The organism is Pseudomonas sp. GD03903 (assembly GCF_029840045.1).
GTDB lineage: Bacteria > Pseudomonadota > Gammaproteobacteria > Pseudomonadales > Pseudomonadaceae > Pseudomonas > Pseudomonas pseudonitroreducens.
This window is the reverse complement of sequence record NZ_JAOCBT010000003.1, coordinates 55,207-74,566: the sequence shown is the minus strand read 5'-3', so window position 1 is coordinate 74,566 and position 19,360 is coordinate 55,207. Positions and strand designations below refer to the sequence as shown.

The 19,360-nt window shown below is 65.3% G+C and carries 20 protein-coding genes; 2 read left to right on the top strand and 18 right to left on the bottom strand.

The genetic code is table 11. The features are described from left to right. Positions 1-184 precede the first annotated feature (184 nt). The gene (locus N5C91_RS05225) at positions 185-487 is read right to left on the bottom strand and encodes a ribbon-helix-helix domain-containing protein (protein ID WP_017519692.1); all 303 of its coding nucleotides are present in this window, start codon (positions 485-487) and stop codon (positions 185-187) included. Between the two features lie 33 nt (positions 488-520). Further along, positions 521-1,102 (bottom strand): DJ-1/PfpI family protein, encoded by a 582-nt coding sequence (locus N5C91_RS05220; RefSeq protein WP_236172928.1) that lies wholly within the window; start codon positions 1,100-1,102, stop codon positions 521-523. 335 nt (positions 1,103-1,437) lie between these two features. Here N5C91_RS05220 and N5C91_RS05215 point away from each other — a divergent pair, with 335 nt between their 5' ends. After that, on the top strand, positions 1,438-2,313 hold the full coding sequence (locus N5C91_RS05215) for a LysR substrate-binding domain-containing protein (protein ID WP_236172929.1): 876 nt from the start codon (positions 1,438-1,440) through the stop codon (positions 2,311-2,313). 34 nt (positions 2,314-2,347) lie between these two features. Here the strand turns inward: N5C91_RS05215 and N5C91_RS05210 are convergent, their stop codons facing one another. The 10 genes from N5C91_RS05210 to N5C91_RS05165 form a co-directional block, all read right to left on the bottom strand. Further along, complete coding sequence (locus N5C91_RS05210; protein ID WP_279828304.1) at positions 2,348-3,709, bottom strand: MFS transporter; 1,362 nt, start codon at positions 3,707-3,709, stop codon at positions 2,348-2,350. A gap of 96 nt (positions 3,710-3,805) precedes the next feature. Beyond that, positions 3,806-5,245 carry an NAD-dependent succinate-semialdehyde dehydrogenase gene (locus N5C91_RS05205; protein WP_279828303.1) on the bottom strand — a complete coding sequence of 480 codons (1,440 nt, stop codon included), beginning with the start codon at positions 5,243-5,245 and terminating at the stop codon, positions 3,806-3,808. Then, complete coding sequence (locus tag N5C91_RS05200) at positions 5,242-6,276, bottom strand: aldo/keto reductase (RefSeq protein ID WP_279828302.1); 1,035 nt, start codon at positions 6,274-6,276, stop codon at positions 5,242-5,244. The genes N5C91_RS05205 and N5C91_RS05200 overlap by 4 nt, the downstream gene beginning before the upstream one ends. Positions 6,277-6,286: 10 nt before the next feature. Beyond that, positions 6,287-6,799 carry a formaldehyde-activating enzyme gene (gene fae / locus N5C91_RS05195; protein ID WP_279828301.1) on the bottom strand — a complete coding sequence of 171 codons (513 nt, stop codon included), beginning with the start codon at positions 6,797-6,799 and terminating at the stop codon, positions 6,287-6,289. Between the two features lie 326 nt (positions 6,800-7,125). Beyond that, positions 7,126-7,704, bottom strand: a complete 579-nt coding sequence (locus tag N5C91_RS05190; RefSeq protein WP_236172934.1) for a DUF2846 domain-containing protein — start codon at positions 7,702-7,704, stop codon at positions 7,126-7,128. 148 nt (positions 7,705-7,852) lie between these two features. Beyond that, a complete protein-coding gene (locus N5C91_RS05185; protein WP_279828300.1) occupies positions 7,853-8,446 on the bottom strand; it encodes a GNAT family acetyltransferase in 594 nt (197 codons plus the stop codon). Between the two features lie 191 nt (positions 8,447-8,637). Then, on the bottom strand, positions 8,638-9,933 hold the full coding sequence (locus tag N5C91_RS05180; RefSeq protein ID WP_275094697.1) for an acyltransferase: 1,296 nt from the start codon (positions 9,931-9,933) through the stop codon (positions 8,638-8,640). Between the two features lie 50 nt (positions 9,934-9,983). Then, positions 9,984-11,141 (bottom strand): phospholipase D-like domain-containing protein, encoded by a 1,158-nt coding sequence (locus N5C91_RS05175; RefSeq protein ID WP_279828299.1) that lies wholly within the window; start codon positions 11,139-11,141, stop codon positions 9,984-9,986. Beyond that, positions 11,138-11,713 (bottom strand): YceI family protein, encoded by a 576-nt coding sequence (locus tag N5C91_RS05170; protein WP_236172937.1) that lies wholly within the window; start codon positions 11,711-11,713, stop codon positions 11,138-11,140. Before N5C91_RS05170 ends, N5C91_RS05175 begins: the two co-directional genes overlap by 4 nt. Positions 11,714-11,823: 110 nt before the next feature. After that, a complete protein-coding gene (locus tag N5C91_RS05165) occupies positions 11,824-12,729 on the bottom strand; it encodes a LysR family transcriptional regulator (RefSeq protein ID WP_236172938.1) in 906 nt (301 codons plus the stop codon). Between the two features lie 109 nt (positions 12,730-12,838). Here N5C91_RS05165 and N5C91_RS05160 point away from each other — a divergent pair, with 109 nt between their 5' ends. After that, the gene (locus tag N5C91_RS05160; protein ID WP_279828298.1) at positions 12,839-14,338 is read left to right on the top strand and encodes an MFS transporter; all 1,500 of its coding nucleotides are present in this window, start codon (positions 12,839-12,841) and stop codon (positions 14,336-14,338) included. Between the two features lie 78 nt (positions 14,339-14,416). On the opposite strand, the gene N5C91_RS05155 is transcribed toward N5C91_RS05160, so the two are convergent. From N5C91_RS05155 to N5C91_RS05130, 6 genes are all read right to left on the bottom strand, one after another. Further along, a complete protein-coding gene (locus N5C91_RS05155; RefSeq protein WP_279828297.1) occupies positions 14,417-15,061 on the bottom strand; it encodes a hypothetical protein in 645 nt (214 codons plus the stop codon). Positions 15,062-15,227: 166 nt separating this feature from the next. Further along, on the bottom strand, positions 15,228-15,827 hold the full coding sequence (locus N5C91_RS05150; protein ID WP_236199330.1) for a YceI family protein: 600 nt from the start codon (positions 15,825-15,827) through the stop codon (positions 15,228-15,230). A 43-nt stretch (positions 15,828-15,870) separates the two neighbouring features. After that, positions 15,871-16,218: an amidase gene (locus N5C91_RS05145; protein WP_236172942.1), complete on the bottom strand. Its 348-nt coding sequence runs from the start codon at positions 16,216-16,218 to the stop codon at positions 15,871-15,873. Further along, a complete protein-coding gene (locus tag N5C91_RS05140; RefSeq protein ID WP_279828296.1) occupies positions 16,215-17,342 on the bottom strand; it encodes a serine hydrolase in 1,128 nt (375 codons plus the stop codon). Before N5C91_RS05140 ends, N5C91_RS05145 begins: the two co-directional genes overlap by 4 nt. Positions 17,343-17,443: 101 nt before the next feature. Beyond that, positions 17,444-18,229, bottom strand: coding sequence for an MBL fold metallo-hydrolase (locus tag N5C91_RS05135; protein WP_279828295.1), 786 nt, complete (start codon positions 18,227-18,229; stop codon positions 17,444-17,446). A 105-nt stretch (positions 18,230-18,334) separates the two neighbouring features. Further along, positions 18,335-19,231 (bottom strand): acyl-CoA dehydrogenase family protein, encoded by an 897-nt coding sequence (locus tag N5C91_RS05130; protein ID WP_279828294.1) that lies wholly within the window; start codon positions 19,229-19,231, stop codon positions 18,335-18,337. Positions 19,232-19,360: the final 129 nt, after the last annotated feature.

The following is a 19,360-nucleotide window of genomic DNA, read 5'->3' as shown; positions in this document are numbered from 1 at the left end:
TGAATGTCTGTGACTTCGGCGCAGGGGCAGGCCAATCGCGGATGAATCCGCTCCTACAACAACCGGCAGCACCGGCGTTCTCCTGTAGGAGCGAGCTTGCTCGCGAACCGCCCAGCTCAGGTGCTGCCAGGAAATCTGTTCGCGAGCAAGGACTGGGCATCCCCCTCGCTCCTGCGCAAAGCAGTCAGGCGCTGCGCGGCACCCGGTTCAGCTCCACCACGTTGTCACGGCGCTGGGCGAGGAAGCGCGTGCAGCTCACCCGCAGGAAGGAGGCGAAATTCACCACCTCCCCGCGGTAGTCCATCACCTCGTCATAGAGCTTGGCGATCAGCTGGTTGGTGGTCATGCCGTCCACCTCGGCGATCTCGCGCAGGATGTCCCAGAACTGGTTCTCCAGGCGCAGCGTGGTGACCACGCCACGGATGCGCAGCGAGCGGGAGCGCGACTCATAGAGAATCGGGTCGGCCTTTACATAGAGTTCGCACATGGACGGCTTCTCCAGCTTCGATGACGGGCCAGTTTACAGGCTGATCTTCGTACCCAGCACGTCGAGGAACTTCGCCAGCCACGCCGGGTGCGCCGGCCACGCGGGCGCGGTGACCAGGTTGCCGTCGACATGCGCGGCATCCACCGGGATGTCCACGTACTCGCCACCGGCCAGCGTCACTTCCGGGCCGCAGGCCGGGTAGGCGCTGCACGCGCGGCCCTTGAGTACCCCGGCGGCGGCCAGCAGCTGGGCACCGTGGCAGACGGCGGCGATGGGTTTCTTTGCGGCGTCGAAGGCTTTCACCAGCTCGATCACCTTCGCGTTCAGGCGCAGGTATTCCGGCGCGCGGCCACCGGGGATCAGCAGCGCGTCGTAATCCTCGGCGCGCACATCGGCGAAGGTAGCGTTGAGTGCGAAGTTGTGACCCGGCTTTTCGCTGTAGGTCTGGTCGCCTTCGAAATCGTGGATGGCGGTGCGGATGCTCTGGCCGGCCTTCTTGTCCGGGCAGACGGCATGGACGCTATGCCCGACCATCAGCAGTGCCTGGAACGGCACCATGGTTTCGTAATCTTCGGCGTAATCGCCGACCAGCATCAGGATCTTCTTCGCGGCCATCTTGGGCGTCCTCCCGGCAGGGCCCGGCCGTAGTGGCCGGGCATGCGGGAGAGCTTAGACAGTCGTACTGGCAGCAGGGTAATACGCCGCTACTACACCACCGCGCCCTAGGTTGGCCGCCTGTTCTGGGCAGAAGTAAAGGGCGCGGTGTCGTCGCGCTGACCTTCCCTGCGCACGGTGTGCCCGCAGGCCCGTGTCAGCCACTGGCGAAGGCATCCGACAATCTGCGAAAGCGCAGGCCGAAGCGGAGAAAAACGCATATTCCATAGGCTCCGCCATCGCTAGAATCGGCGAAAAATGCCCGCGCCTCGAGCGTACTTTCGGATGGCCCCGCCATGCGTAACCTGCCGCCCCTGACCATGCTCCGCGTCTTTGAAGAAGTGGCCCACCATCGCAGTTTCAATCGTGCGGCCGATGCATTGAACGTCACCCAGGGAGCTGTCAGCCGGCAGATCAAGCAGCTGGAGGAATACCTCGGAATCAGCCTTTTCCTGCGCACGCCCCGAGGCCTGACCCTGACCGAAGCCGGCAGCGCCCTCGCCCCGCACCTGGGCGAAGCCTTCGACCAGATGGAACGCGCGCTGCAAGCGGTACGCGTGCCCAACCTGCGCCAGCGCCTGCGCATCCTTGCGCCACCCACCTGGGGTACCCGCTGGCTGTCGCCGCGGTTGCGCGACTTCCTGCGGCGCTACCCGGATATCAGCCTCAGCGTTACCAACCACCTGGAAACCGAGAATGCCGGTGAACTGGACTGCCGCATTCGCTTCGGCCTGCAACAGGCCACGCAATGCCACAGCGAACTGCTGGTCATGGAGCGTCATATCGCCGTCGCCAGCCCTGAGTTGTTCGACGACGGCCAGCCGCCGGAGCTCAACGCCTTCCCGTTGCTGCATATCCTCCACGAAGGCAAGCGCCTGCGGGTCTGGGAAAACTGGCTGGCGGCGATGGATCGGACGGACGTCGACGCCAGCAGCGGGATCGAGTTCAGCACACTCGACCAGGTGATCCACACCGCCCTGGCCGGTGGCGGCCTGGCGGTGATCGACCGGCAGATGATCGAGCGCGAACTGGCCGCCGGCAGCCTGCTGCCGATCACCCCGGTCGAGGTGATCGGCCCCTATGGCTACTGGCTGGACATCGCAACGGAGAAGAAGGGACTGTCGAAGGTGCAGCGCTTCCAGGACTGGCTGGGGCTGGTCAGCAATCCCTGAGCGCAGCCCGCGCCCAGGGACCGGGTCGGCAATCTCAGGCGACGCTGGCCACCTTGACCGGTGCGGACGATGGTTCGCCACCGGGCTCTCCGCGCCCGCAATCGGCGAGGGTCAGGTGCTTGGTTTCCGGTGCCCAGGCGATGGAGATGATCGCGCCGAACAGCAGGACCCCGGCGAGGATCGCCATGGTCGGATTGAGCCCGATGCCCGCCACGCTCACCGGCAGCAGGAAGGTGCTCAGCGCCGAGCCCAGGCGGCTGGCCGCCGTGGCCAGGCCGATACCGCCAGCGCGCACTTCGGTGGGGAAGCTTTCCGCCGGGTAGACACCAACCAGATTGCTCACCGCCGACAGCACCAGGGTGAACAGGCCGAAGCACGCCACCATCAGCCAGGCCAGGCTGCCGGGCAGCAGCACCAGCAGGAACAGCGAGGCGGCGAGGATTAGGAACGAGTTGATCAGGAAGCCGCGGCGGCTGAACTTGACGGTGCACCAGATGCCCAGCACTGCGCCGACGATCAGCAGCGCGTTGAGCATCATCTCGGTGCCGAAGCCTTCGGCCAGCCCCATCTTCTGCAGGATCGACGGCAGGAAGGTGTAGATGGCGAAATACGGCATGACAATGCAAATGAAGAACAGGCAGTTGAACGCGGTGCGCTTGCGGTACTCGCGGCTGAACAGCGCCTTGTAGCCGCTGTGCTTGCGGTTGATGACCTCTTCGTCGATCTCCACGTTGGCGCCCAGGTGCTTGTGCACGATGGCGCGGGCTTCCTCGATGCGGCCCTTGTAGACCAGCCAGCGGGGTGACTCGGGCGTGCCGATGCGGGCGATCAGGATCATCGCGGCCGGGATTGCCGAGGACGCCAGCATCCAGCGCCAGGCATCGTCACCCAGCGGCAGCATGGCCGTGCCGACAAAGGTGGCGGCGACATAGCCGAAGGTCCAGATCACGCTGAACGAGCCCAGCAGCACACCGCGATGCTTGCGCGGTGCGAATTCCGCGAGCATCGCGTGGCCGACGCTGAAGTCGCCGCCCAGCCCGATGCCGATCAGCACCCGGCAGAGAAACAGCTGCATCGCGGATTCGACATAGAACTGCATCACCGAGGCTATGGTGATCAGCACGAAGCTGATGAGGAAGATCTTCTGCCGGCCGAGGTGATCGGAAATCCAGCCGAAGAACAGGCTGCCGAGGAACAGGCCGAGCAGTGCCGAGCTGCCGATCAGCCCTTGCCAGAAGGGCGTCAGCGCCATCTGCGGGTTGATCAGGGTGAAGGCGATGCCGATGAGGCCGAGGATGTAGCCATCGGTGAAGTGGGCGCCGAAAGTGAGTCCGGCGATCTTGATGTGGAACCTGCCGATGGGCAGGTCATCGATTTTGACTGTTTGACCCGACATGATCGTCTCCGACTTGTTGTTATAGGAAACACAGCGAGGTTGGGCCACCGCGCCCGGGAAGGCGCGGTGGCCGAGGCAGAACTCCCTGGCGGGGCGTCAGGCGGACAGGCCGCCCATGAGCAGGTACTTGATCTCCACGTAATCCTCGATGCCGTACTTCGAGCCTTCGCGACCCAGGCCCGACTCCTTGATACCGCCAAAGGGCGCGACCTCGGTGGAGATGATTCCTTCGTTGATGCCGACCATGCCCGCTTCCAGGCCTTCGGCCATGCGCCAGACGCGGCCGATATCGCGGCTGTAGAAATAGGCGGAGAGCCCGTAGGGCGTGTCGTTCGCCAGATTCAGGACTTCAGCCTCATCGCGGAAGCGGAAGCACGCGGCCACCGGGCCGAAGGTCTCTTCACTGGCGATCAGCATCCGCGGGTTCGCTTCGGCCAGCACGGTGGGCTCATAGAAGGTGCCGCCCAGCGCATGACGACGGCCGCCGCACAGCAGCTTCGCGCCGTTCTCCAGGGCGTCGCCGACATGCTGCTCGACCTTGGCCAGCGCCGCCGCGTTGATCAGCGGCCCCTGCTCGGTTTCGCCCTCCAGCGCGTTGCCCACGCGCATGGCGCGCACGGCGTCGGCCAGCCGCGAGACGAAGGTGTCGTAGACGCCGTCCTGGATATAGAAGCGGTTGACGCACACACAAGTCTGCCCGGTGTTGCGGAACTTCGAGGCCATGGCACCGCGTACGGCGGCGTCGATGTCGGCGTCATCGAAGACGATGAAGGGAGCGTTGCCGCCCAGTTCCAGCGAGACCTTCTTCAGCGTCTCCGCCGCCTGGCGCATCAGCAGTTTGCCGGTGCGGGTCGAGCCGGTGAAGGACAGCTTGCGCACCGCGGCGGACGCCTGGATAGCAGCACCAATGGCAGGAGCGTCGCCGGAAACGATGTTGAACACGCCCGCCGGAATGCCCGCCTCTTCCGCCAGCACCGCAAGAGCGAAGGCCGACAGCGGGGTTTCTTCCGAAGGCTTGAGGATCATGGTGCAGCCGGCGGCCAGGGCCGGGCCGACCTTGCGGGTGACCATCGCCAGCGGGAAGTTCCACGGCGTGATCGCGGCGACCACGCCGATCGCCTGCTTGATCACCACGATGCGCGCATCGCCCCTGGGCGAGGGGATCACGTCGCCGTACACCCGCTTGGCCTCCTCGGCGAACCATTCGAGGAAGCTCGCCGCATAGGCGACCTCACCTTTGGCCTCCGCCAGCGGTTTGCCCTGCTCGGTGCTGAGCAGGCGCGCCAGGTCGTCCTGGCGCTGCAGCATCAGCTCGCCCCAGCGGCGGATGCGCGCACTGCGCTCCTTGGCGGTCAGCGCGCGCCAGGCTGGCAGCGCACGTTCGGCGGCGGCGATGGCGGCATCGGTTTCCTCGGCGCCGCCACGCGCCACGTCGACGATCAGCGCGCCGCTGGCCGGGTTGCGCACCGGGTAGGTCACAGCGCCTGTCACCCACTGGCCATCGATGTAGTGACCGGTCTTCAGCAGCGCGCTCATGCCACCGCCTCCGTCAGCGCGAAGGCTTCACGCATGGGCCGGGCGACACGCAGGATGCGCTTGCCGGCGGTGTAGTCGTTGATCACGTCACACGGCGTGTAGTTGCGCTCCAGCTCGTGGATTTCCTCGTCATCCAGACGGGTTTCCAGCGCAGCCAGGGCGCTGTCGAACTGCGCGGTGGTGTCGGCACCCACCAGCATGCAGTCCACCCCCGAATGCTGCAGGACCCAGGCCTGGGCGATCTGCGCGTTGGACACGCCACGGCGTTGCGCCACGCGCTGCACGGAGCGGGCGATCTCGAAGGACGCCTCGTCGGCGTACATCTGCTGGGTGAAGAAGTCGGTCTGGTTGCGCGTCGAGCTCGCGTCGCCGGTCAGCAGGCCACGCGCCAGCGGGCTGAACACCGAGACGCCGAGGCCCTGGTCACGGCAGAACGGGATCATCTCGCGCTCTTCCTCGCGGTAGGCGCAGTTGAGCTGCAGCTGCATGTTGATCGGCTTGACCCAACCGTTGCGCTCACAGGCCATGAGGATTTTTGCCAACTGCCCGGTGAGCATGGTGGACACGCCAATGTAGCGCGCCTTGCCGGCGCGAACGATATCGTTCAGCGCGCCCATGACCTCTTCCACCGGGGTGTTCACGTCGTAGAAGTGCAGCATGTAGATATCGACGTAATCCATGCCCATGCGCTTCAGGGAGGCGTCGATGCCATCCATGATGTGCTTGCGCGAATGGCCGCTGGCATTGATACCGGGGCGGGTGCCGTAGCCGACCTTGGTGGTGATCACCACGTCCTCGCGGCGCACCAGGCGCTTGAGGATGCGGCAGACCACTTCCTCGCCGACGCCGGCGGAGTAGAAGTCGGCGAGGTCGATGAAGTTCACGCCGGCATCCAGCGCGTGCTTCACGATCGGCTCGCTTTTCTGTTCATCGAAGATCCACGGCTTCCAGTCCGGGGTACCCATGTTCATGGTGCCCAGGCACAGCTTGGAAACCTGCAGGCCGGAGTTGCCGAGACGGATGTATTGCATGGCGCTTACCTCAGGCCTTGGGGGTGTAGAAGGGGTTGGCGATGGCATTGACCACGTCGGCCAGCTGCGCCCGCTCGGGCTTGCAGGCCAGCGCCGCGCTGATCGCGGTGCGGCAGGCGTTGTAGTTGTTCAGGTAGACGGCATCGAGGTCGTTGCAGCCCGGGTTGACCCAGTTGGCAGTGACGATGGCCCACTCGTCCTCGGCTTCGGGCGGCAGGGTGCCATCCAGCAGCGCCTCGGTGACGGCCTTGGCGATGCCGGCCTGGGACGCGCCCCAGGTGGCGTTGGCATGCAGGTCGCCGTTGATCTCGGCCTTGTTCACGTAGAGGGTCATCGGCTTGACCGGGATATTCGGCTGGGCGATCACCATGAACGGGCAATGCCCCTGGCTGGGCGAGGCCAGGCTGCTGGCGAAGGCCTGGCCGGCAGGGCCGTTGCGCGGGCCGAGCAGGATATTGATGTGCGCGGCGTTGACGCCGGGGCCTTCGAAACCTTCACCGATATACAGGTCGAGCTTTTTCATGGGGTACCTCATGCAAACGTGGGGTGCAGGAAAGCCCGGGCGCGCTCTCGCGGCCCGTGGCAAAACCGGCGGAGGACGCCGGGGGGAAAAGAGTGGAATCAGCTATCGATGGGCGTGTCGGACGGGTGCGCGAAAGCACCGGACAGGCCGGAGTGCAGCGGACGGATCGAGGGCGGGGAAAGCAGGAAGGAAGTCATGTCGCGTCGCTCTTTGTTGTTGTCGATGAGCTGGTGCGACGATTTTTAGCACCGGGCCCGCGCGGCCCGGTAACCACAAAAACTCAAGGAGCTATGAGTTGCCCTCATAACTCCAGAGGGGCGTGAATCTCACAGACCGATACGCTCGAAGAAGCCCGGCCCTTCGACTTCCTTGCCGCTGGCGGCGATGCTCACCGGCTCCTGCACCTGGCGCGTGGCGGGGATTTCCCGCGAGCCCAGCTCCTTGCCCACCAGTTGCAGCGGGCCGGCGCCCTGGCCGGCGGTGTGCTCGTACTTGGGTGGCGTGTGGGTCTCGTCGTAGCGCAGGTAGTACACCTCGCCGGCACGAGCTTCCAGGGTAAACCCGGCAATCAGGGTGAAGTCCAGGCTGCCGCCGGCGAAGAAGGTCCAGAAACTGCCCAGCAGCGGACGACGCATCTGCAGTGGATAACTGCCGGGGGCAAAACTCAGGGCTAAGTAGCCGTTGCTCGGCAGGCTGCCGATCAGTTCGTTGTTGATGAACAGACCGGGCGCTTCCAGCTCCTCGTCAGACCACTGGTTCTGCGGTCGGTAGAGGTAAACCGTGGCCTGCTGCGAATTCGCCGGCAACGCGCCGAACGGCGGCCCGTCCAGCGCACCGAAGAACGCACCGGGCGAACTGCAACCAGCAAGCATCAGGAGAAAGGCGCACAGGGCCACTCGGAGCATGGACAGTCCCTCTTATGGTTATGCCCGGAGCATAACCACCGTACCCGGGCTTGCCACCCGTCGAAAGTCCGGGGCGAGTACTTCTCGGCCACGCCCAGGCCAGCGGAGCAAGCCGCCGCTTGAGCGAGCCCCCGCACAGCGATGTCCGTCAGGTCAGTTGCTTGAGCCAGAACACCATCGACTTGGCGGTTTCCGACGATTCTCCCAGGTCACGCCAACGATACTCGGCTCGCAGCCCCGGTTGCGGCGTGAAGCCACGCTGCAGCCAGAAGGCATCGTGGGTTCGGTAGCCGGCAGGTTTGGCCGGATGCCCCGGCGACCGTTGCAGTGCGCAGAAGGCACACCAGTCAAAACGCTTCAGGTCACGGGTGAAGCGCTCGCGCTCCTCGAAAAAGCGCAGGTCGAGAACGGCGCTGCGATATTCGGGCAGCACCACCGACTCGCCAAAATAGAAGATCCGCTCAGGGTTCCAGCCCTGCTGCAGAAACGGTCGCTGAAGTGCCTCGGCTTCGTCCTGCAGCGGCAGCCCGGTCGAAGCGCCCACCACCCGGCCTTCGTCGAGCAACAGGACGCACAGGCTCCACGCCGAGCGCACGTGGCTGTCGAGGTAACCGGCTTCGTACTCCGGACTACCGTCGTAGAGGTACGGGTACTCCTTGAACACCGTGATCCGCAGACGCGCCAGATCATCGATGAACGGGCGGATGGCTTCGCCGCTGAGCAGGCGGAACTCGACGGGCATGGTGGTTTTCTTCCGCTAAGGGCCGCAGCGGCGGCGCTGCAGAAAACCTAGCACGGGCAGCGCAGGTCGGCAGAAGCGGGGGAGGGACGGCGCAGTATCGGGTTCGCGAGCAAGCTCGCTCCTACGAAGAGCGCAACCTGTAGGACCGAGGGGGACGCCGAGTCCTTGCTCGCGAACAGACCAACGATGGATTACGACTCGGTAACCACTCGCCGCCGCGCGCCCGGTGGTGCAGGCGGGGCCGGCAACAGGTGCCGCACCAGCCATTTGCGCACCGGCACCACACAGCGCTCCTGCACCAGCACGCAACTGGTGACCATGAACAGCAGGAACAGCGGATACAGCCAGATCGATAGCTGCTGATGAGTCGCCGACTCGACGCAGAAGGCCCAGTCGGCCAGGCAATCGCCCGGCGCGCGGATCAGTTTCTCGGTGCGCGAGAACAGCGTGAACAACGGCACATGCAGGGCGAACAGCGACAGTGAGGCCGCGCCCAGGCGTGGTGACCAGTGGCGGATCAGGCTGTTCTGCGGATCGCGCGGCAGCGCACTCATGTAGACCAGCATCAACTGCGCCGGCAACAGCAGGCCGTTGTGCAGCAGGAAGTACCAGAACTTGGCGCCGTGGGTGTAGAGGTAATCGGCGACGAGGAAATTGCCCAGCACGAAAGCCCCCATCGCCACCAGCACTCCGCGCCCCGGCAGGCGTCCGGCGTCCTTGTATTCGCGGAACAGCCCATAGGCGAGGATGCCACTGAGAAACTCCGGCAAACGCAGCAGCGGATTGCGGTGCAGCAGGCCGGTCCAGGGCATGCCGTACTGCTCACTGGCGACCACCAGTAGCGGCGGAATCAGGTAGAGCAGCCACAGCGCCAGCAGCCATCTCCACTTGTTCTGCAGACGCGCCAGGCGCGGCGCGACAAAGGGGAAGCAGAGGTAGAAGAAGAACAGCGTCGAGAGCGACCAGAGCGGCGCGTTGAAGGTCAGGTAGTAAGGGTTCCAGGCCTGCAGCATGGTGAGCTGGAGGATGCTGTTGAACAGCAACTCGCGGTCGCTCATCCAGTGGTGGAAGAGTTCCGGCTGCAAGCGGCCGATGGCCTCGTTGGTGTCGTAGATGACGAAGCGCGGCGTGGCCTGGTCCAGGTCCGGGCCGATGCCCAGCCCGCTCACCACCAGCAGCACGCTGATGGTCAGCAGGATCGAGAAGATGTGCAGCGGGTAGAGGTTGGACAGGCGCTTGGTGAAGAAGCTGCGCGGGCTCTCGCGCAGTTGTCCGTCGGTGACGTAGACGTGGCAGAGAAGGAAGCCGGAGAGCACGAAGAAGGTACTGGTGGCGAAGAAGCCCAGGGCAGTGAGGTCATCCAGGCCGGCGAATTTCTGCTCCGCCGGGTAGCTGTGCAGGGTGTGGTAGATCACCACGTAAAGCCCCATCAGGAAGCGCAGCCATTCCAGACCGATGAAGCGTTCCTTTTTTTGTACTGTTTCCACGCCTCTCTCCTCCTACTCGACGAACGACAGCTGAACGCATGGCAACAACGTCAGCGGCGACGGTCAAGGAAGTTCACCACCAGCCGGTCCAGCGAACCCCACAGCCGCTCGCGCATGCGCTTCCACCAGGGGCGCGCACGCCAGAAACTCAGGTCGATCTCGCGGCTCTGGGCGAAGTCGGCGCCCAGGCACTCGGCCACCGTCGCGGTAAATGACGGATCGAACGCTTCTACATTGGCCTCCAGATTGAACCGAAGGTTCCAATGATCGAAGTTGCATGAACCGACGCTGACCCAGTCATCGACCAGTACCATCTTCAGATGAAGGAAACGCGGTTGGTATTCGAAGATCTTCACGCCGGCGCGCAACAGGCTCGGATAGTAGCGCTGGCCGGCGTAGCGCACGGGCGCATGGTCGGTGAGGCGGCCGGTGAGCAGCAGGCGCACGTCGACCCCGCGCTGCGCAGCCTTGCGCAGGGCGCGGCGGACCTTCCAGGTCGGCAGGAAGTATGGCGTCGCCAGCCACACGCGCTGGTGCGCGCCACGCAGCGAACGCACCAGCGCCTGGAGGATATCGCGGTGCTGGCCGGCGTCGGCGTAGGCCACCCGCGCCAGGCCCTCGCCATAGTTGGGGATTGGCGGCAGGCGGGTCAGCAGGACTTCCTCGCGGGGTTTCCAGGCGCGCACGCCGAGGCAGGCATTCCACTGCCGCTCGAACAGGCGCTGCCAGTCGGCGACGATGTGGCCGGTCATCTCCACCATGACCTCGTGCCAGTCGCTGCGGTTCTCTCGCGCGGACCAGAACTCATCGGTGGCGCCGGTGCCACCGACGTAGGCGATGCGCTCGTCCACCAGCAGCAGTTTGCGGTGATCGCGGTACAGGTTGCGCAGGCCGGCCTTCCAGTTCAGCGGGTTGTACTGGCGCAGCTCGCCACCCGCTTCCAGCAACTGCCGTGACCAGGCGCTGGAAAGCTTCAGGCTGCCGAAGGCATCGAACAGGCAGCGCACCTTCACGCCACGCCCGAGCGCGGCCAGCAGGCGGTCGAGCAGCGCCTCGGCGCAGCTGCCGCTTTCCACCAGGTAGAGTTCCAGTTCGATCTGCCGCTCGGCGCTGTCGATGGCGGCGAACATGCGCGGGAAGAAGCGCTCGCCATCGCAGAGCAGGGCGAAACGGTTGCCCGTCCGCCAGGGGAAGATCGGGCCGCTCACCGCGAGGCGAAGATCAGCACGGCGCCCACCGGCACCGACAGGCCAATGCTCTTCAGCCCGGCCAGTTTGCGCAGCTGTGCCACGCCCGGCGCGAGGCCGAAGTCAGCGGCGTTGATCACCAGCGGCTGCAGGGTCACGACCTGGAAGCGGTGCTCGTCCAGGCGGGTGATCAGCACGTCGGTACGGTAGTCCTTCGCCTGGCCGTTGAGTTCCAGGCGCAGCGGCAGGCGCATCTCCAGTTGCACGCCACTGGCCAGTTCGGTGATGGGGCGCAGGTCGAGCTTCGCGGTGACGCGCGCATCCGGATGCTTTTCGGTATCGAAGAGTTGCTCGCGCAGGCGCTCGTCGCGCAGCGGAATGCCCGTACTGAGCGAATCCATCTCGATGCGCAACTCAACCTGACCCTGCTCCTCCACCTTGCCATGCATCACCAGGAAGCGATTCACCTCGGCGATGTCGGCATTCTTGGTAGTAACGAAGGTCAGCCGCGAGGACTCGTAGTCGAGGTACCAGGCAGCCTGGGCGGATGCGGCGAAGCAGGCCGCGAAGAGGAAGGCGAACAGCGAGCGCATGGAATCCCTTACATGGAAACGGATGGATCAAAGGCCAACGATAGCGGCCCGCCGTCGGCTTGCAAACCGCCCGACCGGCGAGCCATTGGGCAGGCATCGCGGTCATTGGTTCAGTCCGCCAGCAGGGCGGGAATCCCGGCCACCAGCGCATCGATCGCGCAACGGATCTTCGATGGCATGTAGCGGGTCTTCGGCCACACCGCGTGGATCTCCAGCGGCGGCAGGTTGCAGCGGCCCTTCACCACCACCAGCTCGCCCAGCTTCACATGCCGCGCCAGCAGCCAGGACGGCAGGCGCGCCAGGCCGAAACCGGCCACGGCGGCAGCGGTGATGGCCTGCAGGTCGTCCATGCTCAGCTGTGGATCGATGTCGATGCGTTGCGCGTGGCCGTCGTCGTCGCGCAGGTCCCAGGGCGAGGTGACGCCGGCGACCGAGTAGCTGATGGCGGCGTGACCGGCGAGATCGTCCAGGCCCTCGGGCATGCCGCGCTCGGCGATATAGGCGGGTGCCGCGCCGATACTGGTGTACTGCACACCCAGCTTGCGCGCGGCGAGCGTGGCACTGTCGCCCAGCGGGCCAATGCGCACGGCGAGGTCGAAGCCCTCTTCCACCAGGTCGACGCGGCGGTCGGTGAACGACAGGTCGATCTTCAGCGACGGGTACTGCCGCGCCAGCGCCAGCATCAGCGGCACCACGCAGAGGTGGCCAAAGGAGATCGGCACGCTGACCCGCAGGCGCCCGCGCGGCTCCATCCGCCCGCCTTCCAGCGCGGTGTGCGCGGCGTCCAGTTCGGCCAGGGCACGCACGCAGCTGTCGTAGAACACCTGGCCGTCGTCGGTGAGGTTCTGGCTGCGCGTGGTGCGTTGCAGCAGGCGCACACCCAAGCGCGCCTCCAGCCGGGCGATGGCCTTGCCCACCGCCGAGCGCGTGAGGTTCAGACGCTCGGCGGCCACGGCAAAGCTGCCGGCATCCACCACCTGAACGAAGGTGGCGATGCCATCGAGTCGGTCATCCATCAGGCAGCCTCTTTTGAATCCTCAAGAGACCCAATGATGGGACAAAATGGAGCCAATGGGGAACTCTGTTCTTTTTCAGAATAGTGGTTCGTCCCCCGGAGCCATCCCCATGACCGCCCTCCATAACCCCAGAAACCTCATCGCCCTGGCCGCGGTGTGCCTGTCCTCGATGATGTTCGGCCTGGAAATCTCCAGCATTCCGGCCAGCCTTCCAGCCCTGGAGCGGGTACTGCACGGCGACTTCCAGGACCTGCAATGGGTGATGAACGCCTACACCATCGCCGTCACCAGCGTACTGATGGCCGCCGGCACCCTGGCCGACCGCTTCGGCCGCAAGCGCCTGTTCGTCATCAGTCTCGCGCTGTTCGGCGTCACTTCGCTGCTCTGCGGGCTGGCGACCAGCATGCCGGCAATGATCGCCGGGCGCTTCCTGCAAGGCGCGGCCGGCGGGGTCATGCTGATCTGCCAGGTGGCGGTCCTCACCAGCCAGTTCAGCGACCCGGCGCAGCGCGTACGCGCCTTCGCCGCCTGGGGCGTGGTGTTCGGCATCGGCCTGGGGTTCGGGCCGATCATCGGCAGTGCCATCGTCGCCCTGGCCAGTTGGCAATGGGTGTTCCTGGTGCACGGGCCGCTCGCCCTGCTCACCCTGGCACTGGCGCAGTACGGCGCGGTGGAGTCGCGCGATCCGGATGCCGAGCGGCTGGATATCGGCGGCATGCTGACGCTGTCGCTGGCCGTCCTCGGCACGGTGTTCTACATCACCCAGGGTGCCGACCTGGGCTTTGCCAGCCCGGCCGCGCTGGCGATCCTGCTGCTCAGCGTCGCCTGCCTGGCGGCGTTCATCCTGATCGAGCGCCACGTCGCCCACCCGCTGTTCGACTTCTCGGTCTTGCGCATCCGCGCATTCTCCGGAGCGATGTTCGCCTCGGCGGGGATGAACGCGAGCTTCTGGCCGCTGATGATCTACCTGCCGGTCTACTACCACGGCGTGCTCGGCTACGACGACGTGAAGGCCGGCTGGTCGCTGCTCGCCTACACCCTGCCAACACTACTGGTCCCGCCGATCGCCGAGCGCCTGGCGCACCGCTTCCACCCCGGCTGGGTGATCCCCGGCGGGATGTTCGTGATCGGCGCCGGCTTCTTTCTGATGCTCTGGGGCAGCGCCGTGGACCACGCCAGCTGGCTGACCCTGCTGCCCGGCTGCGTGCTGGCCGGCATCGGCCTGGGCATGACCAACACCACGGTGACCAATACCTCCACCGCTGCCGTGCCTGCTGCCCGCGCTGGCATGGCCTCGGGCATCGACATGAGCGCGCGGATGATCTCCCTGGCAATCAACATCGCGGTGATGGGGCTGATCCTGCTTTCCGGTGTCGCCGCCGCACTCCACGGCGTGGATGGCAGCGAGAAGCTGCAACAGGCGGCGAGCATCGCCAGCGGCCGGCTGGGCGCGGACGATCCGGAGGGCGCCCGCGCGGCACTGGTGCAGGGCTTCGGCTGGGTGCTGGGCTACGGTGGCATCAGCGCCTGGCTGTTCGCGGCGGGCAGCTTCACGGCATTCGGAGCAGGCCGGACGACTCTGCCTGAAATGGAAACTACACGCTCCTGAACTGCCCGAAATCCAACCGGCAGGCCGGGCTCATCGTGATCCGCGCCGACTGGGAACCCGCATCGGAAGCACTCTCCGTCAACCTAGCAACTTGGAGCCATCACTCGGGTAACAGTGGAAAAGGACATACTTCCCGCTGTTGGCCATCAGACAATGCCCCTCGTAGTGAATACCGTTGCGTGGTTCCGCCTGACCGGTTGGTTGCTTGCTCCCTTCAACATAAGGGAGGCCCTTGGCCCACTCCAGCATCTCCGGCAACGTGTTCGCACGGTGCCACGCCACGTCGCAGGTGCTGTTGAACTTGTTACCGCCGTGAGTTACCCGGGTGCCAATCGGATGGCTCTTGTGCTGATGCTTAAGCTGATCGTTATCCAGGTAAACGGTTACGTTGCCTTCCATGAGACTTACATGGGACGCACTACCCCTGAGGTCTTTTATATCCAGTACCGCCTGATCGAAATGAGCCGGTTTCGAGAGAGTGAATGACTGGCCATGGGACTTGACTGCATCGTTCAGCGTAGCAAGCGCGTCCTCCGGCGTTAGATGTGCCAGGCCCAAGGACTCGATGATCGACAATAGAACCGTGAAGTTCATTTCCTGCGCGGCCACCTGCCCAGCCTCCTCAATTGAACTATCGCCGGTGAAATTCATTTCCCATGCCAGCCTGAAGGCATTTTTGATCGCATATTCTCGGAAAGTCTGGAGTTCAGTCGCCTTGCACATATTCTCAACTGTCCTTGTTATTGAGCTGCGGAGTTGCCGGGCACGCCAAGTCGGGCATCGGCAAGCTGTCAGCGCCGAAGTCTAGCCGCTGTTGGCTGGCGCCGACTGGCCTCGCAACGTCATACCCGCCGCAGCCCTGCGCCAGCCCGTTCCCATTCCCGTACTATCAGGGGCTCTGCTTGATCACCTGGCTGAACCCCAGCACCGCGAACACCGGCACTTCGGGAGTGATCGAAGGCACGTTGGCGACTTCCTTGAGCGGCTCGAGCTTTTCCTCCAGGTCGAAGTCGATCAGTTTGAGTACCAGCGGCTCCAGGGTCGTCACTTCGATGCGCGTCTCGCTGGGGCGGCTGACCAGTACCTCGGACTTGAGCCGGCGCTGCTGGCCGTGCAGGTCGAGGTTGAAGTCCACGGTTTCCTGGCGCGACTGGCCGACCTGCAGGTCATCATAACGGCTCAGGTCCAGCTGGCTGCTGACGATCGCCTCGGGGAAGCGCTCGATCTCGAAGAAGGAATTGCGCATGCGCTCGTCGCGCAGCGCCAGGCCACTGTCGATGGACTCCAGCGGCACCACGACGCGCACCGCGCCCTGATCGTCGATCTGCCCGGAGAGGCGGTCGAAGCGCTGCACTTCCGCCATCTTGCCGCGCTTGACCGAGACAAAGCTGATCCGCGAGGTGTCACCGTCCAGTTGCCATTCGGCCAGGGCCAGCGGGCTGGCCAGTACCAGCAACGCGCACACAGCGCCTGTTACAAAAGAATGCATCGATCCTCCGAAGCGGGTCGCCCCGCTCCGTGGAACGCGCCCGTCAGTGGTTGCCCGATTCGGGCAATTCATCCGCCTGGGGCATCAGTTGGCATCCTTCGCGCGCACCGAGCCAGGCGGCTGTCTGCGTACTGCCAAGGCCGCGGGCGGTCACCCGCTTGCGCGCTTCGTCGTCGAGGAAGCCGCTGGTCGGCACGTACTGCTTGGTATAGGCCCGGCAATAGTCCGCCGAGTTCCCCATAACGTAGCGGCAGGAGCAGTACTCCTTGGCGGTGTAGGCGCCGATGATGCCGGGGAAGGCGGCGAGGTGGACGCGGTTCTGCCAGGCCGTGGTCACCAGTGCGAGCAGCAGCAGGACCAGAGCAGTGAGGATCGGATGGCGGCGGATCATGGCTGCACCTCCCCATGGGCGAAGGCCGCCTGGGCAAGCTTGAGGAAGGTATCGTGCTGGTAGCTGCCGTCACGGTCGTCGGCATAGCGGACGATCACCAGCTTCTGTTCGGGAATCACGTAGAGCGCCTGGCCCCAGTGGCCGAGCGCCGCGAAGGTGTCCTCGGGGGCATCCGGCCAGGGCGCGGGCGCGCCGGCCACCGGACGGTTGAGCCACCACTGGCCGCCGGGTACCGCCTCGTTGGGCTTCTTCGGATCGGGCTGGTACTCGGGGAACGGCGCGAGGACGAATTTCATCCAGTCCTGCGGCAACAACTGGCGATCCTTCCAGCGCCCGTCGCGCTCCATCAGCAGGCCGATGCGCGCCATGTCGCGAGCAGTCATGTAGGCGTAGGAAGAACCGACGAAGGTACCACTGGCATCACGCTCCCAGACGGCCGACTGGATACCCAGCGGCTCGAACAGCGCGGTCCAGGGATAGTTCGCGTAGTCCTTGCCGACCATCTGCTTGAGCGTGGCCGAGAGCACGTTGCTGTCGCCGCTGGAGTAACGGAAGCGCTTGCCCGGCTCGGCATCGGCAGCGAAGCCGGCGGTGAACTTCGCCATGTCGTCGCGGCCACGGGTGTAGAGCATCGCCACCACCGAGGAGCGCACCGGCGCGTATTCGTACTCCTCCTGCCAGGCCAGGCCGGAGGCCCAGTGCAGCAGGTCGCGCATCTTGATATCGGGATGGTCGGCGAAAGCCGGGTAATGCCGGGCGACCGGGTCGTCGAGCTGGAACTTGCCCTCGCCGAAGGCCACACCGAGGACGCTGGCCATCACGCTCTTGCTCATCGACCAGGCCAGGTGCGGCGTCTGCGCGCTGGTCGGGCCGGCGTAGCGTTCGTAGATCAGTTGGCCGTCGCGAATTACCACCACCGCATCGGTGCGCACGCCCTTGCGGGTCGCGTCGTCGCGGCTGGGGAAGGCGTAGCTTTCGAAGGCTTCGACAGCAGCGCCACTGGGCGTGGCGCCGTGGGGCCAGTCGGCCTCGGGCCAGGTGTCGGCACCGTGGGCATGGCTGCTGAGCAGGCAGGTGGCCAGGGCCAGTGCGCGCAGCGCTGGCCTGTAGGAAGTGAAGGGCATCGGCGGGCCTCTTGTTATCAGGTCGGCCCGCACCCTAGCACGGTGAAGATGACGAATTAAGCGCCGATCGTGCCGTAATCAAGGACGATTGGCGCAATCGGTCAACGAGGTACCTGGTAGTCCTCCGGCCCCATGAGGTCCATGCCGCACTGCAGCTCGCTGATCCAGTCGAGGAAGGCAGCGATCATGGCCTTGCCGACGAAGGGCCGGCCGTGCTGCGGGACGATCATCTCGATGTCCATGCCGCGCACCATCGATGCCCAGAGGCGCGCGACCTTGTTCGACGCCATGTAGCGACGGTGGAAGCCTTCCATGTGCGGTACGTGCGCTGCGAAGTCCTGCACCGGGCTGGCATCGTCCACCAGGGAGGCGCCCATGTCGCCGGAGAAGAGGATCTTGCTGACCGGATCGTAGATCTGGAAGTTGCCCACCGAGTGCAGGAAGTGCGCAGGGATCATCTTCAGCTGGCAGCGACCCAGTTGCACCGATTCGCCACGGTCCGGCAGCGGAATGACACGGTCATAGGTGGAGATGCCATGGCTGACCGCCAGGTAGTTGGCCGTCAGGTGCGGCAGGAAGCGCGCCCAGAGCTTGGAGCAGATGACCTTGGCGCGAGTGTGCAGCAGCCATTTGTCCAGCGCGGCGATGATGTCCGGGTCCTGGTGCGAGGCGAAGATGTAGTCCAGGTCCTGCAGCGAGAACAGTTTCGAGAGTTCCAGGGACAACGGCGTATAGGTCAGGTCGCCGCCCGGATCGAGCAACAGGCGCTTGTCGTGGTCGACGATGAGGAACTGGTTGGATTGCACACCGTCGCCGCTGACCAGATCGTCGAAACACAGGCATTGGTGTTTACCGTCGTCGAACAGCACGATGGGTTCGCGTCGCATGAGGGGGATTTCCTAAAGCAGTGGGAGGGAAAACAGTGGGTAGCCCTGCGGAAATTTCTAGGTATTCAGAAACCTCTGTAAGGCTAACGTCCCCTCTCCCAACCCTCACTGACGTGGGTCAAGGCCTATTGCCACCCTCGCTTTCTCCAGGCGCTTGGCCCGTGCGGCACCGGCGATGGCGAGCACGCCCTTGTCGCGTCTCCAGACCGCCGCCAGCTCCGGGTCGCCCGAGGCGAAGGCGGCATCCAGTGTCGCAGCGAGGCCTTCGAACTGGCTGAACACGCCGGCCAGCAGCAGGTGGGTTTCCGCCTGCGAAGCCGGCTGCCGGCTGACTTCCGCACAGCCGGCCAGCACACCGGTCAGGCGCAGCGCCAGCTCCGCCGGCCACTGGTGCTCCAGCGCCAGGCCATAAAGCCAGGCGCAGACCGCCGCCAGCACATGGGTGTCTTCCAGGGTGCGGAAGGGCTTGCTGTAGGCCTCCCAGCCATCGCCGGGCAGGCGTTCGCAGTGGGCGCCGTCGAGCAGCAGGCGAGCGTGGGGGATGTCCGGCATCAGCGGCAGGGCCGGCAACGCCTCGAGCTTCGCGCCCGGCGCACCGGACTGGACGACGGTCATGGCGATGCGCGGAGGCTGTCCCTCGTCCTCGTCACGCGCGGCGACCAGCCACCAGGCGGCGCTGTCGGCAGCGGTGGCGAAGTCCTTGCGACCGTGCAGCACCAGACCGTCGAGGCGGGTCTGCAGGTCGGCGGGGCGCACGCTCTTCTTCTCGGTCACGCAGAGCGCGCCGAGGCTGCGCGGGGCCGCTGGCCAGAGCGCGCGCAGGGCGGCCTGGTAACCGGCGAGGAAGGCCAGCCCCGGCGAAGTCGCCATGCGGCCGCCGAGCACTGCCAGCTCAAAGCTGCCGGCATGAGCGGCGCGCTCCAGGAGTTCGGCGTACCAGTCCTCCAGGGCAAGGCCCGGCGGCAGCCGGTCCTGTGGGCCGAGCAGGCATTTCCAGGTCATCGCGGCGCTCCTTCCTTCGAGGTCGTTGTTCTTGTCATACAAGCATCACCGCACCGTCATGGGCGTGACACCGGTCATTCCTAGCCTGAGCTTGCACAACAAAGCCGACCGGCCGCAACCCGCATGGCC

Coding starts and splice junctions, on each gene's coding strand:
- N5C91_RS05225 (WP_017519692.1), bottom strand. CDS start 487: ATGTGCGAACTCTATGTAAAGGCCGACCCGATTCTCTATGAGTCGCGC.
- N5C91_RS05220 (WP_236172928.1), bottom strand. CDS start 1,102: ATGGCCGCGAAGAAGATCCTGATGCTGGTCGGCGATTACGCCGAAGAT.
- N5C91_RS05215 (WP_236172929.1), top strand. CDS start 1,438: ATGCGTAACCTGCCGCCCCTGACCATGCTCCGCGTCTTTGAAGAAGTG.
- N5C91_RS05210 (WP_279828304.1), bottom strand. CDS start 3,709: ATGTCGGGTCAAACAGTCAAAATCGATGACCTGCCCATCGGCAGGTTC.
- N5C91_RS05205 (WP_279828303.1), bottom strand. CDS start 5,245: ATGAGCGCGCTGCTGAAGACCGGTCACTACATCGATGGCCAGTGGGTG.
- N5C91_RS05200 (WP_279828302.1), bottom strand. CDS start 6,276: ATGCAATACATCCGTCTCGGCAACTCCGGCCTGCAGGTTTCCAAGCTG.
- fae (WP_279828301.1), bottom strand. CDS start 6,799: ATGAAAAAGCTCGACCTGTATATCGGTGAAGGTTTCGAAGGCCCCGGC.
- N5C91_RS05190 (WP_236172934.1), bottom strand. CDS start 7,704: ATGCTCCGAGTGGCCCTGTGCGCCTTTCTCCTGATGCTTGCTGGTTGC.
- N5C91_RS05185 (WP_279828300.1), bottom strand. CDS start 8,446: ATGCCCGTCGAGTTCCGCCTGCTCAGCGGCGAAGCCATCCGCCCGTTC.
- N5C91_RS05170 (WP_236172937.1), bottom strand. CDS start 11,713: ATGCGCTCGCTGTTCGCCTTCCTCTTCGCGGCCTGCTTCGCCGCATCC.
- N5C91_RS05165 (WP_236172938.1), bottom strand. CDS start 12,729: ATGGATGACCGACTCGATGGCATCGCCACCTTCGTTCAGGTGGTGGAT.
- N5C91_RS05160 (WP_279828298.1), top strand. CDS start 12,839: ATGACCGCCCTCCATAACCCCAGAAACCTCATCGCCCTGGCCGCGGTG.
- N5C91_RS05155 (WP_279828297.1), bottom strand. CDS start 15,061: ATGTGCAAGGCGACTGAACTCCAGACTTTCCGAGAATATGCGATCAAA.
- N5C91_RS05150 (WP_236199330.1), bottom strand. CDS start 15,827: ATGCATTCTTTTGTAACAGGCGCTGTGTGCGCGTTGCTGGTACTGGCC.
- N5C91_RS05145 (WP_236172942.1), bottom strand. CDS start 16,218: ATGATCCGCCGCCATCCGATCCTCACTGCTCTGGTCCTGCTGCTGCTC.
- N5C91_RS05140 (WP_279828296.1), bottom strand. CDS start 17,342: ATGCCCTTCACTTCCTACAGGCCAGCGCTGCGCGCACTGGCCCTGGCC.
- N5C91_RS05135 (WP_279828295.1), bottom strand. CDS start 18,229: ATGCGACGCGAACCCATCGTGCTGTTCGACGACGGTAAACACCAATGC.
- N5C91_RS05130 (WP_279828294.1), bottom strand. CDS start 19,231: ATGACCTGGAAATGCCTGCTCGGCCCACAGGACCGGCTGCCGCCGGGC.